This window comes from Micromonospora sp. NPDC004704 (assembly GCF_053601675.1).
The window spans coordinates 36,077-49,401 of record NZ_JBSGCD010000046.1; the positions used below are offsets into that span (position 1 = coordinate 36,077).

General features: G+C 70.9%; 14 protein-coding genes. All 14 read left to right on the plus strand.

Translation table 11 applies throughout. The features are described from left to right. The first annotated feature begins 24 nt into the window (after positions 1 to 24). Positions 25 to 1,182, plus strand: coding sequence for an alanine racemase (alr, locus tag ACWEFB_RS34670; protein ID WP_452292274.1), 1,158 nt, complete (start codon positions 25 to 27; stop codon positions 1,180 to 1,182). Continuing rightward, positions 1,179 to 2,294, plus strand: a complete 1,116-nt coding sequence (locus ACWEFB_RS34675) for an alpha/beta fold hydrolase (protein ID WP_452292276.1) — start codon at positions 1,179 to 1,181, stop codon at positions 2,292 to 2,294. Before alr ends, ACWEFB_RS34675 begins: the two co-directional genes overlap by 4 nt. Then, positions 2,291 to 2,887 carry a tRNA (adenosine(37)-N6)-threonylcarbamoyltransferase complex ATPase subunit type 1 TsaE gene (tsaE, locus tag ACWEFB_RS34680; protein ID WP_452292278.1) on the plus strand — a complete coding sequence of 199 codons (597 nt, stop codon included), beginning with the start codon at positions 2,291 to 2,293 and terminating at the stop codon, positions 2,885 to 2,887. Before ACWEFB_RS34675 ends, tsaE begins: the two co-directional genes overlap by 4 nt. 100 nt (positions 2,888 to 2,987) lie before the next feature. Next, the gene (ung, locus tag ACWEFB_RS34685; RefSeq protein WP_452292280.1) at positions 2,988 to 3,674 is read left to right on the plus strand and encodes a uracil-DNA glycosylase; all 687 of its coding nucleotides are present in this window, start codon (positions 2,988 to 2,990) and stop codon (positions 3,672 to 3,674) included. A 118-nt stretch (positions 3,675 to 3,792) separates the two neighbouring features. Beyond that, the gene (tsaB, locus tag ACWEFB_RS34690; RefSeq protein WP_452292282.1) at positions 3,793 to 4,470 is read left to right on the plus strand and encodes a tRNA (adenosine(37)-N6)-threonylcarbamoyltransferase complex dimerization subunit type 1 TsaB; all 678 of its coding nucleotides are present in this window, start codon (positions 3,793 to 3,795) and stop codon (positions 4,468 to 4,470) included. Beyond that, the gene (gene rimI, locus ACWEFB_RS34695) at positions 4,467 to 4,904 is read left to right on the plus strand and encodes a ribosomal protein S18-alanine N-acetyltransferase (RefSeq protein ID WP_326561031.1); all 438 of its coding nucleotides are present in this window, start codon (positions 4,467 to 4,469) and stop codon (positions 4,902 to 4,904) included. Before tsaB ends, rimI begins: the two co-directional genes overlap by 4 nt. Next, positions 4,897 to 5,943, plus strand: coding sequence for a tRNA (adenosine(37)-N6)-threonylcarbamoyltransferase complex transferase subunit TsaD (gene tsaD / locus ACWEFB_RS34700; protein ID WP_452292285.1), 1,047 nt, complete (start codon positions 4,897 to 4,899; stop codon positions 5,941 to 5,943). Before rimI ends, tsaD begins: the two co-directional genes overlap by 8 nt. A gap of 31 nt (positions 5,944 to 5,974) precedes the next feature. Beyond that, complete coding sequence (locus ACWEFB_RS34705; RefSeq protein WP_326563035.1) at positions 5,975 to 6,229, plus strand: hypothetical protein; 255 nt, start codon at positions 5,975 to 5,977, stop codon at positions 6,227 to 6,229. 385 nt (positions 6,230 to 6,614) lie between these two features. Beyond that, positions 6,615 to 7,619: a TerC family protein gene (locus tag ACWEFB_RS34710; RefSeq protein WP_452292287.1), complete on the plus strand. Its 1,005-nt coding sequence runs from the start codon at positions 6,615 to 6,617 to the stop codon at positions 7,617 to 7,619. 218 nt (positions 7,620 to 7,837) lie between these two features. Next, positions 7,838 to 9,037 carry a cytochrome P450 family protein gene (locus ACWEFB_RS34715; protein WP_452292289.1) on the plus strand — a complete coding sequence of 400 codons (1,200 nt, stop codon included), beginning with the start codon at positions 7,838 to 7,840 and terminating at the stop codon, positions 9,035 to 9,037. A 188-nt stretch (positions 9,038 to 9,225) separates the two neighbouring features. Continuing rightward, complete coding sequence (locus ACWEFB_RS34720; protein WP_326561027.1) at positions 9,226 to 9,771, plus strand: SigE family RNA polymerase sigma factor; 546 nt, start codon at positions 9,226 to 9,228, stop codon at positions 9,769 to 9,771. Beyond that, complete coding sequence (locus tag ACWEFB_RS34725; RefSeq protein ID WP_452292291.1) at positions 9,758 to 11,176, plus strand: hypothetical protein; 1,419 nt, start codon at positions 9,758 to 9,760, stop codon at positions 11,174 to 11,176. Before ACWEFB_RS34720 ends, ACWEFB_RS34725 begins: the two co-directional genes overlap by 14 nt. A gap of 51 nt (positions 11,177 to 11,227) precedes the next feature. Continuing rightward, a complete protein-coding gene (locus ACWEFB_RS34730) occupies positions 11,228 to 11,884 on the plus strand; it encodes an ArsR/SmtB family transcription factor (protein WP_452292293.1) in 657 nt (218 codons plus the stop codon). Then, positions 11,884 to 13,167: an MFS transporter gene (locus tag ACWEFB_RS34735; RefSeq protein WP_452292295.1), complete on the plus strand. Its 1,284-nt coding sequence runs from the start codon at positions 11,884 to 11,886 to the stop codon at positions 13,165 to 13,167. Before ACWEFB_RS34730 ends, ACWEFB_RS34735 begins: the two co-directional genes overlap by 1 nt. The last annotated feature ends 158 nt before the right edge of the window (positions 13,168 to 13,325 follow it).

A 13,325-nucleotide genomic window follows, 5' to 3' on the forward strand; every position in this document is an offset into this window, starting at 1 on the left:
GATCTCGGTTAGTAGTCTGGCCTCATGTGGCAGGCTGAGTTGCGCGTTGATCTCGACGCGATCCGGGAAAACGTGGCCCGGCTGCGGGCCGGAACGACCGCCGAGCTGATGGCGGTGGTGAAGGGCGACGGGTACGGCCACGGCATGCTGCCGGCGGCGTACGCGTCCCTCGACGCCGGTGCCGACTGGCTCGGTGTCTGCACCCTGGACGAGGCGCTGACCCTGCGTCGGGCCGGGATCACCGCGCCCGTGCTGGCCTGGTTGCTCGCGCCGGGGCTGCCGCTGCACGAGGGGGTGGCGGCCGACGTCGACCTGAGTGCGGCAAGCCTGGACCAGCTCGGGGAGATGATCAACGCCGGTCAGCTCGCCGGTCGGCCGACCCGGGTCCACCTCAAGATCGACACGGGCCTGTCCCGGGGCGGTGCGGTCATCGACGACTGGCCGGCCCTGGTCGAGGCGGCGGCCAAGTCCCAGGCCGACGGACTGATCGAGGTCGTCGGGGTGTGGAGCCACTTCGTCTACGCCGACGCCCCCGGCCACCCGACCATCGACCGGCAGCTCGCCGTCTTCCACGAGGCGCTCGCCCTGGCCGAACGGGTCGGGATCCGGCCGCGCTACCGGCACCTGGCGAACTCCGCCGCCACCCTGACCCGCCCGGACACCCACTTCGACCTGGTCCGCCCCGGCGTCTCCGTCTACGGCCTGTCACCGGTGGCCGGGGAGACGTACGGTCTGCGCCCGGCGATGACCGCCCGTGCCCGGGTGATGCTGACCAAACGGGTCCCGGCCGGCAGCGGAGTGTCGTACGGGCACACGTACTTCACCGAGCGGGAGACGACGCTGGCCGTGGTCCCGCTCGGTTACGCCGACGGGGTGCCCCGACACGCCTCCAACACTGGCCCGGTGAAGCTCGGCGGGCGCGTACGCCGGATCGCCGGCCGGGTCTGCATGGACCAGTTCGTGCTGGACTGCGGGGACGACCCGGTGGCCGCCGGTGACGTGGCGACCCTGTTCGGCGACGGTACGGACGGCGGCCCGACCGCCGACGACTGGGCCGAGGCGGCCGGCACGATCAACTACGAGATCGTCACCCGGTTCGGTGGCGTCCGGGTGCCCCGGATCTACGACGGGGCGCCCGTGCCGACCGGGCCGGTGACCGTCACGCCGGAGGTGTCCCGGTGAGCCGAACGGGTACCCGGAGCAGGCTCGGTCGGGGCGTACCGCGCTCCGGGCTGGCGCGGGCGGCCGGGATCCTGGGTGCGGCGGTCGGTGTGGCCGCGGCCGGTGTGGCCGCCGGGCTGGCCGCCGAGCGGGCGGTGGTCCGGCGGGCGAAGTCCGTACCGGACGACCCGTACGCGGAGGAGGACTTCGGCGAGTTGCCGTACGACAGCGCGTGCACCGTCGAAACGGCCGACGGCACCGACATCCACGTCGAGGTGGTCGAGGTCGGTGATCCGGCCGCCCCGCCCCGCCCCACCGTGGTCTTCGTGCACGGCTTCTGCCTCGACATGGGCACCTTCCACTTCCAGCGCAAGGCGGTCGCCGCCCACGGCCAGCACCGGATGCTCTTCTACGACCAGCCCGGCCACGGTCGCTCCGGCAAGCTGGAGTCCGGCGAGTACGAGCTGCCCGCGCTCGGTGAGACGCTCCGGTCGGTTATCGACCACCTGGTGCCGGAGGGCCCGCTCGTGCTGGTCGGGCACTCGATGGGCGGTATGACCATCATGGCGTTCGCCGAGCGGTATCCGGAGATGTTCGACAGCCGGGTGGTCGGCACGGTCCTGATGGCCACCTCGGGCGGGCTGCTGGAGGAGACCAAGATCGGTCTCCCGGCGATCATCGGGCGGGTCGGTACTCCGCTGCTGCCGCTGGTCAACAACGCCACCAAGCTCACCGGTGGCGTGATCGACCGGGCTCGGAAGGCGTCGGCGAACATGGCCTGGCTGCTCACCCGCAGGTACGGCTTCGGCACCTCGAACCCGAGCCCGGCCCTGGTCTCGTACGTCGAGCGGATGAACGCCGGCACCACCGCCGAGACGGTCGCCCGCTATCTGCGTACCCTCTACACCCACGCCCGCTACCCGGCGCTGTCGGCGTTGAAGAACACCCCTGTCCTGGTCATCGTCGGTGACCAGGACATGATCACTCCGGTGACCCACTCGGAGGAGATCCTGCGCCGCCTGCCCGAGGCCGAGTACGTCAAGGTCCCCGACGGCGGCCACGTGGTGATGCTCGAACACGCCGACCAGGTGAACGCGGCCCTGCTCGGCTTCCTTGACAGACTGGCCCGATGAACGCGGCTGATGCGATGAACGCGGCTGATCCGGTGAGTGCGGCTGTCCCGAACGGTCCGGCGGGCGCGGCTGATTTCAACGGCCCGGCGGGCGACCCGGCCAACCCGGTGGTCGAGCTGTCCACTGTGGAGGATACGCGGGCCTTCGGGCGACGGCTGGCCGCGCTGCTGCGCGCCGGTGACCTGCTGGTGCTCACCGGCCCGCTGGGCGCCGGCAAGACCGCGCTGACCCAGGGGATCGGGGCCGGACTCGGCGTACTCGGCGACGTCACCTCGCCCACGTTCGTGATCGCCCGGGTGCACCGGCCCGACCCGGACAGTGTGGGCCGGAGGCGGGCGAACCGGCCGGCGCTGGTGCACGCGGACGCGTACCGGCTCGGTGCGGCGGTGGACCCGCGGGCCGAGATCGACGACCTGGACCTCGACGCGTCGGTGGACGACGCGGTCACCGTGGTCGAGTGGGGCGAGGGCCTGGTCGAGCAACTCGTCGACGCCCACCTGCGGGTACGGATCGACCGGCGCGACGACGACTCCCGCCGGATCGAGCTGGTACCGGTCGGCGGCGACTGGGCCGAACGCCTCACCACCCTCTAGCGCGATCCCCTGTCGTACCGGGCTTCTAGAGTCGCGGGCGAGTGTTCAGCCATGCCGATCAGCCGTGCCGAACGGTGTTTCAGCCCCCGAAAGGTGACCGATGACCCTCGACCTGCCCGCCCTGCTGCCCACCGAGTGGCGCACGGTGCTGGAGCCGCACCTCGATCCGGCCCGCACCGCCGAGCTGGCCGAATTCGTCGCCGCCGAGTACGCCACCCAGACGGTCTTCCCGCCGGTCGAGGACCTGTTCTCGGCGTACCGGCTGTGCGCGCCGCAGGACTGCCGGGTGCTGATTCTGGGCCAGGATCCGTACCACAAAGCGGGTCAGGCACACGGGCTGAGCTTCAGCGTGCGTGACGGGGTGGCGGTGCCGCCGTCGCTGCGCAACGTCTTCAAGGAACTGGCCGAGGACCTGAACGTCCCGGCTCCGCGCGGCGGCAACCTCTCCGGCTGGGCCGCCCAGGGTGTCCTGCTGCTCAACGCGGTGCTGACCGTCCGGCAGGCCACCCCGGGTTCGCACGCCAACAAGGGCTGGGAGGCGTTCACCGACGCCACCATCGCGGCCCTGAACGCCCGCTCGGAACGGGTGGTCTTCCTGCTCTGGGGCGGCTACGCGCGCAAGAAGCGGGAGCTGATCACCAACCCGCAGCACGTGGTGCTGGAGGCGGGTCACCCGAGCCCGATGAACCCGCGCGGTTTCCTCGGCAGCCGGCCGTTCAGCGCCGCCAACAAGGCTCTCGCGGACGCCGGCCAGCCGACCATCGAGTGGGAGCGGACCGCCGGCTGAGCCGTCGGGGCGGTGCGGGTGGCCGCCGACCGGGTCGCCCGCCGCCCGACGGATGCGTCCAGGTCCCACCCGGCCGGGTCATGACGGGCGGTAATCGCCTTCCGGCTAGGGTTCTGGGGTGCTCGTACTCGTGGTGGATTCATCGACCCCGGCGGTGACCGCGGCGCTCGCGGAGGTGACGCCCGACCGGGTCGTGCTGCGCGCCGAACGCCGCACGGTGGACGCGCGTGCGCATGGTGAGCTGCTCGCCCCGGCGATCGAAGCGGTGCTGGCCGAGGCCGGCGCCCGTCCGGCCGACCTGACCGCACTCGTCGCCGGCCTCGGGCCGGGGCCGTTCACCGGCCTGCGGGTCGGTCTGGTCACCGCGGCCACCATGGGGCAGGTGCTGTCGATCCCGACCTACGGGGTCGGTTCCCTGGACGCCCTCGGCCGCGATGCCGGTACCGGCCGGCGGGTGCTGGTCGCCAGCGACGCGCGGCGCCGGGAGATCTACTGGGCGGCGTTCGACGAGGCCGGGGAGCGGGTGGCCGGACCGGCCGTCGACGCCCCCGCCGTGGTCGCGGGGCGGGTGCCCGAACTGGGGGTCACGGTCGCGGTCGGCGAGGGCGCCCAGCGGTACGCCGACATCCTCGGCCTGCCGGTGTCGCCCGAACCGACCTACCCGTCCGCGTACGCCCTGGCGGAGCTGGCCGCCGAGCGGGTCCGCGCCGGTGCCCCCGGTGAACGCCTGGTCCCGCTCTACCTGCGCCGGCCGGACGCGGTCGCGGCGACCGGCCACAAGTCGGTGCTGCCGTGAGACTGGCCCGGTTCCGCTGGTGGCACATCGAGGACGTGCTGGCGATCGAGGCCGACCTCTTCGGTGAGGAGCAGTGGTCGCCGGGGATGTTCTGGAACGAGCTGGCCAGCGGCCACTACTACGCGGTGGCGTTGGACGACACCGGGTCGCTGGTCGGGTACGCCGGGCTGGCGGTGACGCCGGACGAGGCGTGGGTGCAGAACATCGCGGTCCGGCGGGACGCCCAGCGGGGCGGGATCGGCCGGACCCTGCTGGAGGCGCTGCTGGCCGAGGCGGCCCGGCGCGGCGTACGCAAGACGATGCTGGAGGTCGCGGTGGACAACCCCGGCGCCCAGAAGCTCTATGCGGCGTACGACTTCGAGCCGGTGGGGATCCGCCGGGGCTACTACCAACCGAGCAACACCGACGCGCTGGTGATGATGCGAGATGGCTGACGAGCCGCTGATCCTGGGGATCGAAACCTCCTGCGACGAGACCGGGGTCGGGATCGTACGCGGGCACACCCTGCTTGCGGACGCGCTGGCGTCCAGTGTCGAGGAGCATGCCCGGTTCGGTGGGGTGGTGCCGGAGGTGGCCAGCCGGGCGCACCTCGAGGCGATGGTGCCGACGATGCGGCGGGCTTTGGACGACGCGGGGGTGACCCTGGCCGACATCGACGCCATCGCGGTCACCGCCGGTCCGGGCCTGGCCGGTGCCCTGCTGGTCGGGGTCGCCGCGGCCAAGGGCTACGCGGTCGCCGCCGACAAACCGGTGTACGGGGTGAACCATCTCGCCGCCCACGTCGCCGTCGACACCCTGGAGCACGGCCCGCTGCCCGAGCCGGCGATCGCCCTGCTGGTCTCCGGTGGGCACTCGTCGTTGCTGGTGGTGGACAACCTGGCGACCGGGGTGACGCCGCTCGGTGCCACCATCGACGACGCCGCCGGTGAGGCGTTCGACAAGGTGGCCCGGCTGCTCGGCCTGCCGTTTCCGGGTGGTCCGCCGATCGACCGGGAGGCGCGGTCCGGCGACGCCGCCGCGATCGGGTTCCCGCGCGGGCTGACCGCACCGAAGGATCTCGCCGCGCACCGGTTCGACTTCTCCTTCTCCGGGCTGAAGACGGCGGTGGCCCGCTGGGTCGAGGCGAAGCAGCGGGCCGGTGAGCCGGTTCCGGTCGCCGACGTGGCCGCCTCGTTCCAGGAGGCGGTCTGTGACGTACTGACCGCCAAGGCGATCGATGCCTGCCGCAGCCGGGGCATCGAGACACTGGTGATCGGTGGTGGGGTGGCGGCGAACTCGCGACTGCGGGTGCTGGCCGAGCAACGCGCCGCCAAGTACGGCATCACCGTCCGGGTCCCCCGACCCAAACTCTGTACGGACAACGGTGCGATGGTGGCGGCGCTCGGGTCGCACCTGGTCGCGGCCGGGGTGGCGCCGAGCCGACTGGACCTGCCCGCCGATTCGGCGATGCCGCTGACCGTGGTGAGCGTGTAGTGCGAGGGAAGAGGGAACGGAGATGGCGGACGTGATCGTGCGGATGTGGGAGGCACGCGCGGAGCCGGCGGGATTCGCCGACCTGATCGTGTGGGTCACGGAGACCGCGCTGCCGGAGTTCGACCACCATCCGTTGCACATGTCCAGTGAGGTCTTCTCCTCCACGGACAACCGGCTGGTGGTCATCTCGAAGTGGCGGGGCAGCCCGCTCGACCTCCCCGAGCCGCCCGCTCGGCTGATGGCCCGCCCGCCGCATGTGTGGGATTTCGCTCAGGTCGACCGCTGAGCCACGGCCCCGGCGAAACCTGCTCCCCGTACGCGTTTTGCCTGGTCAGGTACGCTGTAAGCGGCTGCCACCGAGCGTACCGGGTGGCCCGGACGGCGTGCTTTGACGGGCGCTCGACGGGTCGAATCTTGACGCGAGGGGCGGCTGATGGGCAACAATAGATGCAAGGAGGGGAGTATTCCCCGACGGTGGTGTCGTCAGCACGGTGGACATCCGGCCCAGCCGGGGAGAAACCCGGCGCCATCGGTCACCCCAAGGGGCTAAGCTCCCGCGGCTCGGTGGCGGAAAAGACCTCCGACAGTCACCAGATGCCACATCGCCCTCCAGTCTGGCCCGTTCCGGGTTCAGGTCGGTCGGCGATGTCCCGTGCCTGCCGGAGGTTTCGATGGATGTTTCCGCCCTCACCTGGATCATCACGCTGGTCGTGCTGGTCGGTGTACTCCTGCTCGACCTGTTGATCATCGGTCGGCGGCCACACGAGCCGAGCATCAAGGAGTCGAGCCTCTGGGTCGGCTTCTATGTCGTACTCGCGGTGCTGTTCGGGCTGGGGGTGTGGGCCACCTCCGGCGGCAGGTTCGCCGGTGAGTTCTACATCGGCTGGCTGACCGAGTACAGCCTGTCGATCGACAACCTCTTCGTGTTCGTCGTGATCATGGGACGGTTCGCCGTACCGCGGCAGTACCAGCAGACCGTACTGCTGATCGGGATCATCCTCGCGCTGGTGATGCGCGGCGGTTTCATCGCCGCCGGTTCCGCGCTGGTGTCGGAGTTCTCCTGGGTCTTCTACATCTTCGGCGCCTTCCTCGTCTACACCGCCATCAGCTTCCTCCGGCAGGGCGAGATGGACGCGGCGGACGTGAAGGAGAACGCGCTGGTCCGCTGGAGCCAGCGGCACCTGCCGCTGTCGAACTCCTTCAACGGCACCAAGCTCACTGTGATGAGCGAGACCGGCAAGCGCCTGTTCACCCCGATGCTGCTGGTCCTGATCGCGATCGGCACCACGGATCTGATCTTCGCGCTCGACTCCATTCCGGCGATCTTCGGCGTGACCAAGGAGCCGTACCTGGTCTTCACCGCCAACGTGTTCGCGCTGATGGGGTTGCGCCAGCTCTACTTCCTGCTCGGCGGGCTGCTCGACCGGCTGGTCTACCTCAACGTCGGCCTCGCGGTGGTGCTCGGCTTCATCGGGGTCAAGCTGGTCCTGGAGGCGCTGGCCGACAACAGCCTGCCGTTCATCAACGGTGGCGACCACGTCGGGTGGGCGCCGCACATCCCGATCTGGCTCTCGCTCACCGTCATCCTCGGCTCGCTGATCATCGCCACCATCGCCAGCCTGCTCAAGGCGTCCAAGGACCGCAAGCGGGAACTGGCCGACGTCGGCACGCCGTGACGGCGGGGCCGGGGCTACCCGCCCCGGCCGCACAGCAACGGATCTGTCGGGCCCGTCCTGGTGTCACCACCGGGACGGGCCCGACGGCCGTCCATGGGTCGCCGGCCGGTTGACCGTACGGGACTCGGACCGGTCGGTGGTGTCTCGACAACGCGTACGGCCGCGGCGAGGATGAATTTCCGGCTGCGGAACCGCGATCGGGAAACGGGGAGCGAAAGATGACCACAAGCGCCGCCATCAATCCGTTCGAGTCCGCCAAGGCCGATCTGCACGAGGTGCTGGCCACGCTGCGCCGGGACAGCCCGGTGGTCGAGCTGGCCCTGCCCACCGGCGCCACCGCCTGGCTGGTGACCAGGTACGCCGACGCCCAGCGGGCGCTCAGCGACCCCAGGCTCGGCAAGACCACCTCCGCGGGTGGCTTCTCCTACCGGGAGATGGTGCCGCCGGACGTGGCGCGGGCGGTGAGCCGGCACATGCTCGCCATCAACCCGCCCGACCACACCCGGATCCGGCGGCTGGTTTCCGGCGCGTTCACCGCCCGCCGGATGGCCGCCCTGCGACCCCGGATCGAGGAGTTGGCCGAGCGGCTGCTGGACCGGATGACCGGCACCGAACGGCTGGACCTGATCGACCACTTCGCCTTCCCGTTGCCGATTCAGGTGCTCTGCGAGCTGCTCGGCGTACCGGCGGAGGACCAGGACGACTTCCGCCGGTGGAGTGACGCCATCGTCACCGGGCCGGTGAATCCGGCCGGGTTGCCGCCCGCACTGGTGGCGATCGTCGCGTACATCCGGGAGCTGCTGGTGGCGAAGCGCCGGCACCCGGCCGACGACCTGCTCTCCGCGCTGATCGCGGTCCGGGACGACAACAACGACCGGCTCGACGACGACGAGCTGATCTCGATGGTCTACCTCTTCCTGATCGCCGGGCACGAGACCACGGTCAACCTGATCGGCAACGGAAGTGTGCTGCTCCTGTCCGACCCGGACCGGTGGGCCCGGATCGTGGCCGAGCCGGAGCTGATCCCGAACGCCGTCGAGGAACTGCTGCGGTACGAGGGCCCGGTGCAGAGCGCCACCTTCCGTACCGCCCTCGAGCCGACCGAGATCGGTGGGGTGGCCATTCCGGAGGGCGCGTTCGTGCTGGTCTCGCTCCTGTCCGCGAACCGGGACAGCGACCGGTTCCCCGAGCCGGACCAGCTCGACCTGGACCGGCCCGCCACCCCGAACCTGGCCTTCGGACACGGCATCCACTACTGCCTCGGCGCGCCCCTGGCCCGGCTGGAGGGGCAGATCGCCTTCCACGCCCTGTCCCGCCGGTTCCCTGGGATGCGGCTGGCGGTGCCGGTCGAGGAGATCGGCTGGCGGCCCAATCTGCTGTTGCGCGGCCTCTCGGCCCTTCCGGTCACCCTCGGCTGAGCGGTTCCCGAGGCGTCGACAAAGGCCCCCTCTTGACCAGCTCCGACCTGGGGTTATCGTCTTCGGGCCGGCTGCCGGGTCAGGAGGCTGGAACGTTCGGTGTGACCTGGGTCGCAGTTGGCGATGCGTACAACCAACGAGGTGCCCGGGCGCCTTGACCCACCGGAGTCCAGGGGAGGGATCACGGCGTGCAGGCGGAGCTGGAGCAGGAGTACGTCGAATTCGTCACCGCCCGGCTCGCCCGGATGCAGCGGATCGCGTACCTGCTCTGTGGTGACGCCCACCGGGCCGACGACCTCGTCCAGCAGACCTTCACGACCCTCTACGTGCAGTGGCGGCGGGTCCGCGCGGTGGAGTACCCGGATGCGTACGTACGGACCATGCTGGTACGGGCGTTCCTGAGCGAGAAACGGTTGGCCTGGTCCTCGCGTGTCGACCTGACCGATTCGGTGCCGGAGCGGATCACGCCGGAGGGGCCGGGGATCGAGGACCGGGCGGTGCTCCGGGACGCGCTGAGTCGGGTGCCGAAACGTCAGCGGGCGGTGCTCGTACTGCGGTTTCTCTGTGATCTGCCGGTGGACGAGGTGGCGGAGTTGCTCGGCTGCTCGCCCGGCACGGTGAAGAGCCAGACCTCGCACGGACTGGCGGCACTGCGGCGACTGCTCGGCGCGGAGACGCTCGCGGCCTGGGACCCGCGCGGTGTGAAAGGGGGTCGAGTAGTTGCGCCAGTCTGATGACGAGTCGGCCCGCTCACTGCTGGGCATGCTGGCCGACGACACACCGCCACCTTCCCGGGTCGACATCGGCGCACTGGTGCGCAACGGCCGACGGCGGGCCCGGCGCCGACGGCTGGTCGCGGTGACGGCAACCGCGCTGGTGACGATCGGCGCGGTTGCCGTCGTACCGGTGGTGGTCGACCTGGCCAACCGCCCTGCACAGCAGCAGCGCCCGGTGGCGACGGGCGGGGCGGCCCAGCCGGAGGACGTTCCGTTGGAGCCGGCGGCCTGCACGGCACACCAGTTGCCGCTGCCGGACATGACGATCCGCAGCGAGGTGTTCGGCGGTGACCCGTCCGGCCGTTTCCTGGTCGGCACGGCCTCGGACAAGCGTGGGCAGTCCTTCGTGGTCCGGTGGGACCGGGGTCAGCTCACGACGCTCAAGGTGCCGGTCGAGCAGCCGACCCAACTGGTGGTCAACTCCCGGGGCGATGTCGCCGGTGACGGCTACGTCGGTCCGGCGGAGAAGGGCAGATCCATTGCCTGGGTCTACCGGAACGACGCGTTCGTGAACCTACCCACGGGCGGCGGGCGTGCCTTTGCCGTGGTGGGGATCAACGAGCGCGGCGACATCCTCGGCACGGTCCAGGGCGGCAAGCTGGTCGCGCCCGAGGCCCCGGCTTCCGGCGATGTGGTGCCCGGCGCTCCGGCGGGTGCCGCTCCCGGTGGCGTGACGGATTCGGACGCCGTCCCGCCCGACCTCCTGGCGACCAAGCGGGGGCAGGCGCTGGACAGGAGCTACGACCTGCGGCAGGTGGTCTGGCCGGGGGAGAACCCGGACGCGGTACGCGTACTGGCCGCGCCGCCAAACGCGGACCTCGTGACCGTCGCGGGGATCGACGACGACGGCACGGTGGTCGGCAGGAGCGTGACGAAGGCCCTGGCACGGGTCGGCGGCAACGCCAAGGACCCGATACTCAGAGGGGCTCGTGGTCTGGTCTGGGCGCCGGACGGGTCGGTCCGCGAACTTGCCGCGCCGCCCGGGTACGGGCCGGATGTCTCGATCCAGTCGATCCGGAACGGTTGGGTGATCGGTTCCTACCTGAACCCGGCCGAGGGGGCGATGGTGGCGGGACGGTGGAATTTGCGTACCGGTGAGGTGCGGCCGTTGTCGCTGAAGTTCGTGACCTCGGTGAACCGGTACGGCTGGGTCGGTGGCTACGTCGTCGACGGTGCCGGCAAGCTCGCACCGGCGCTCGCCACCGATGGCCGCCTGTTGGTGCTGCCGCTCGCGCAGGGCTTCGACCGGAACACGAACGAACCGATCACCGTCGTGATCAGCGACAACGGCCAGCAGATCGGCAGCGTGCTGCACGACGTCGGCAGGGATACGCGGGTGGCGTTCCGCTGGAGCTGTGTCTGACCCCGAGCCCCGTTCTTGCAAAGGAGTCTTTGCAAGGCTAGCTTTGCAAACATGTCTGAGGATCGGATCAGGCTCGACCCGCGCTCACTGCGCGGCATCGCCCATCCACTGCGGGTACGGATGCTCGGAGCGTTGCGCGAGCACGGTCCGGCCACCGCGACCGGGCTCGCCGAGCGTCTCGGGCAGTCGACCGGCGCCACCAGCTACCACCTGCGCCAACTCGCCACGTACGGCTTCGTGGTCGAGGACCCGGAGCGCGGGGTGGGGCGGGAACGGTGGTGGCGGGCGGCGCACCGGACGACCACGCTCGACTCCGAGACCATCACCCGCGCCCCCGCCGACGCGGAAACGTACGTGCGTGCGGTCGCCGCGGCCTACGCCGACCAGGTCGAACGGTGGCTGGGCGAGGCAGTGGCGATCCCACCGGAATGGATCGGGGTGAGCACGCTCAGCGACTGGCGGCTCCGGCTGACTCCGGTAGAAGCGGCCGAACTGCACGCCGAGGTCTTCGCGCTGGCCGAGCGCTACCGCCGCAACCACCCGGACGTTCCGGCGCCGGACGATGCCGAGTCGGTGATCCTCCAGGTGCAGATCCTGCCGTTCACCCGCCGACCCGACGACGGCGACTCGACCGACGTTGACCGCGACTCGACCGGGTCCGGCGGCTCGACCGACGATGGCGGCGGTTCGACCGGGGACGGTGCCTGATGGGTCGGCGGACGCCGCTCGCCGGGCTGCTGACCGCCGAGGCGATCTCACTGGTCGGCAGCCGGATGAGCATGGTCGCGCTGCCCTGGTTCACCCTGGTCTCCACCGGCAGCGCGGCCAAGACGGGCGTGGTGGCGTTCGCCGAGATGCTGCCGTACGTGCTGGCCTGTGCGTTGGGTGGGCCGCTGATCGACCGGCTCGGCGCCCGCCGTACGAGCATCGTGGCCGACCTGGGCAGCGCGGCGGCGGTGGTTGCCGTACCGCTGCTGTACCGGGCCGACCTGCTCGGTTTTGGTGTGTTGACCGCGCTGGTCGCGGTCGCCGGTTTGCTGCGCGGGTTCGGTGACTCGTCCAAGCAGGTCATCTTCCCGGAGACGGTGGCCGCCGCAGGGGTGGAGCTGACCCGCGCCACCAGCCTCCACGACGGACTCGGTCGGCTCGCGACCCTGCTGGGCGCCCCGCTCGCCGGGCTGCTCATCGCCGCCCTGGACGCGCCGACGGTGCTGCTGATCGACGCCGCGACCTTCGGCGCCGGTGCGCTGATCATCGCGTTCGCCGTACCCCGTGCCGGGTCGACGGTGGGGTCCGAGCAGGAGCGCGACGGGGAGGGGGAGTCGTACCTTGCGGCCCTGCGAACCGGGCTGCGGTTCATCCGGCAGAACGCGTTGATGCGCGGAATGCTGCTCATGGTCTTCGTGACCAATCTGGCCGACGCGGCGTACGGCACCGTGCTCGCCCCGGTCTGGGCGCGCGACGTGATCGGTTCCCCGATCGCCCTCGGCTTCGTCTCCGCCGCGTTCGCGGTCGGCGCGGTGCTCGGCAACGTGGTCTTCACCGTGGTCGCGCCGAGGATCCCCCGGTTCTGGGTGTTCGCGATCGGGTTCCTGATCGCGGGTGCACCGCGCTTCGTCGCGTTTGCCGTGACCGACCGGCTCTGGGTCGTCTACGTCGTCTCGTTCGTGGCCGGAGTGTCGATCGCCGCGGTGAACCCGATCTTCGGTGCCCTCTCCTACGAACGGATTCCCGAACGGCTCCGGGCCCGGGTGCTCGGGCTGACCCGCGCGGTCTCGTTCGCCGGCATCCCCCTCGGCGGACTGCTCGGCGGCGCGGCGGTGACCGGGCTGTCGCTGCCGGCAGCCTGCCTGCTCTTCGGGCTCGCGTACCTGGTGGTGACGTTGCTTCCGTTCTTCAGCCCGGTCTGGCGCACCATGGACGACCGCCCGGCACCGGAGCGCCCGCTGGTTCCGGTCCAGCCCACCGGCCAGGTCCCCTCCGGCGCCTGACCCCGCCCGCGCCTGTCCGTGCCTATCCGTGCCCGCCCGCGTCCGTCCGCCCGCCCGCCGGTGCGCGCCCGCCCGCAAACGCATAGGTTAATACGACGCGCATTTATGTGATCCCGGACTTTTCGTGACACCATCTAATGCACTCACTTTGGCACTTC

Bases quoted from the DNA above. Each gene is read 5' to 3' on its own strand.
- alr (WP_452292274.1), top strand. From the start codon at position 25: ATGTGGCAGGCTGAGTTGCGCGTTGATCTCGACGCGATCCGGGAAAAC.
- tsaE (WP_452292278.1), top strand. From the start codon at position 2,291: ATGAACGCGGCTGATGCGATGAACGCGGCTGATCCGGTGAGTGCGGCT.
- ung (WP_452292280.1), top strand. From the start codon at position 2,988: ATGACCCTCGACCTGCCCGCCCTGCTGCCCACCGAGTGGCGCACGGTG.
- tsaD (WP_452292285.1), top strand. From the start codon at position 4,897: ATGGCTGACGAGCCGCTGATCCTGGGGATCGAAACCTCCTGCGACGAG.
- ACWEFB_RS34710 (WP_452292287.1), top strand. From the start codon at position 6,615: ATGGATGTTTCCGCCCTCACCTGGATCATCACGCTGGTCGTGCTGGTC.
- ACWEFB_RS34715 (WP_452292289.1), top strand. From the start codon at position 7,838: ATGACCACAAGCGCCGCCATCAATCCGTTCGAGTCCGCCAAGGCCGAT.
- ACWEFB_RS34730 (WP_452292293.1), top strand. From the start codon at position 11,228: ATGTCTGAGGATCGGATCAGGCTCGACCCGCGCTCACTGCGCGGCATC.
- ACWEFB_RS34735 (WP_452292295.1), top strand. From the start codon at position 11,884: ATGGGTCGGCGGACGCCGCTCGCCGGGCTGCTGACCGCCGAGGCGATC.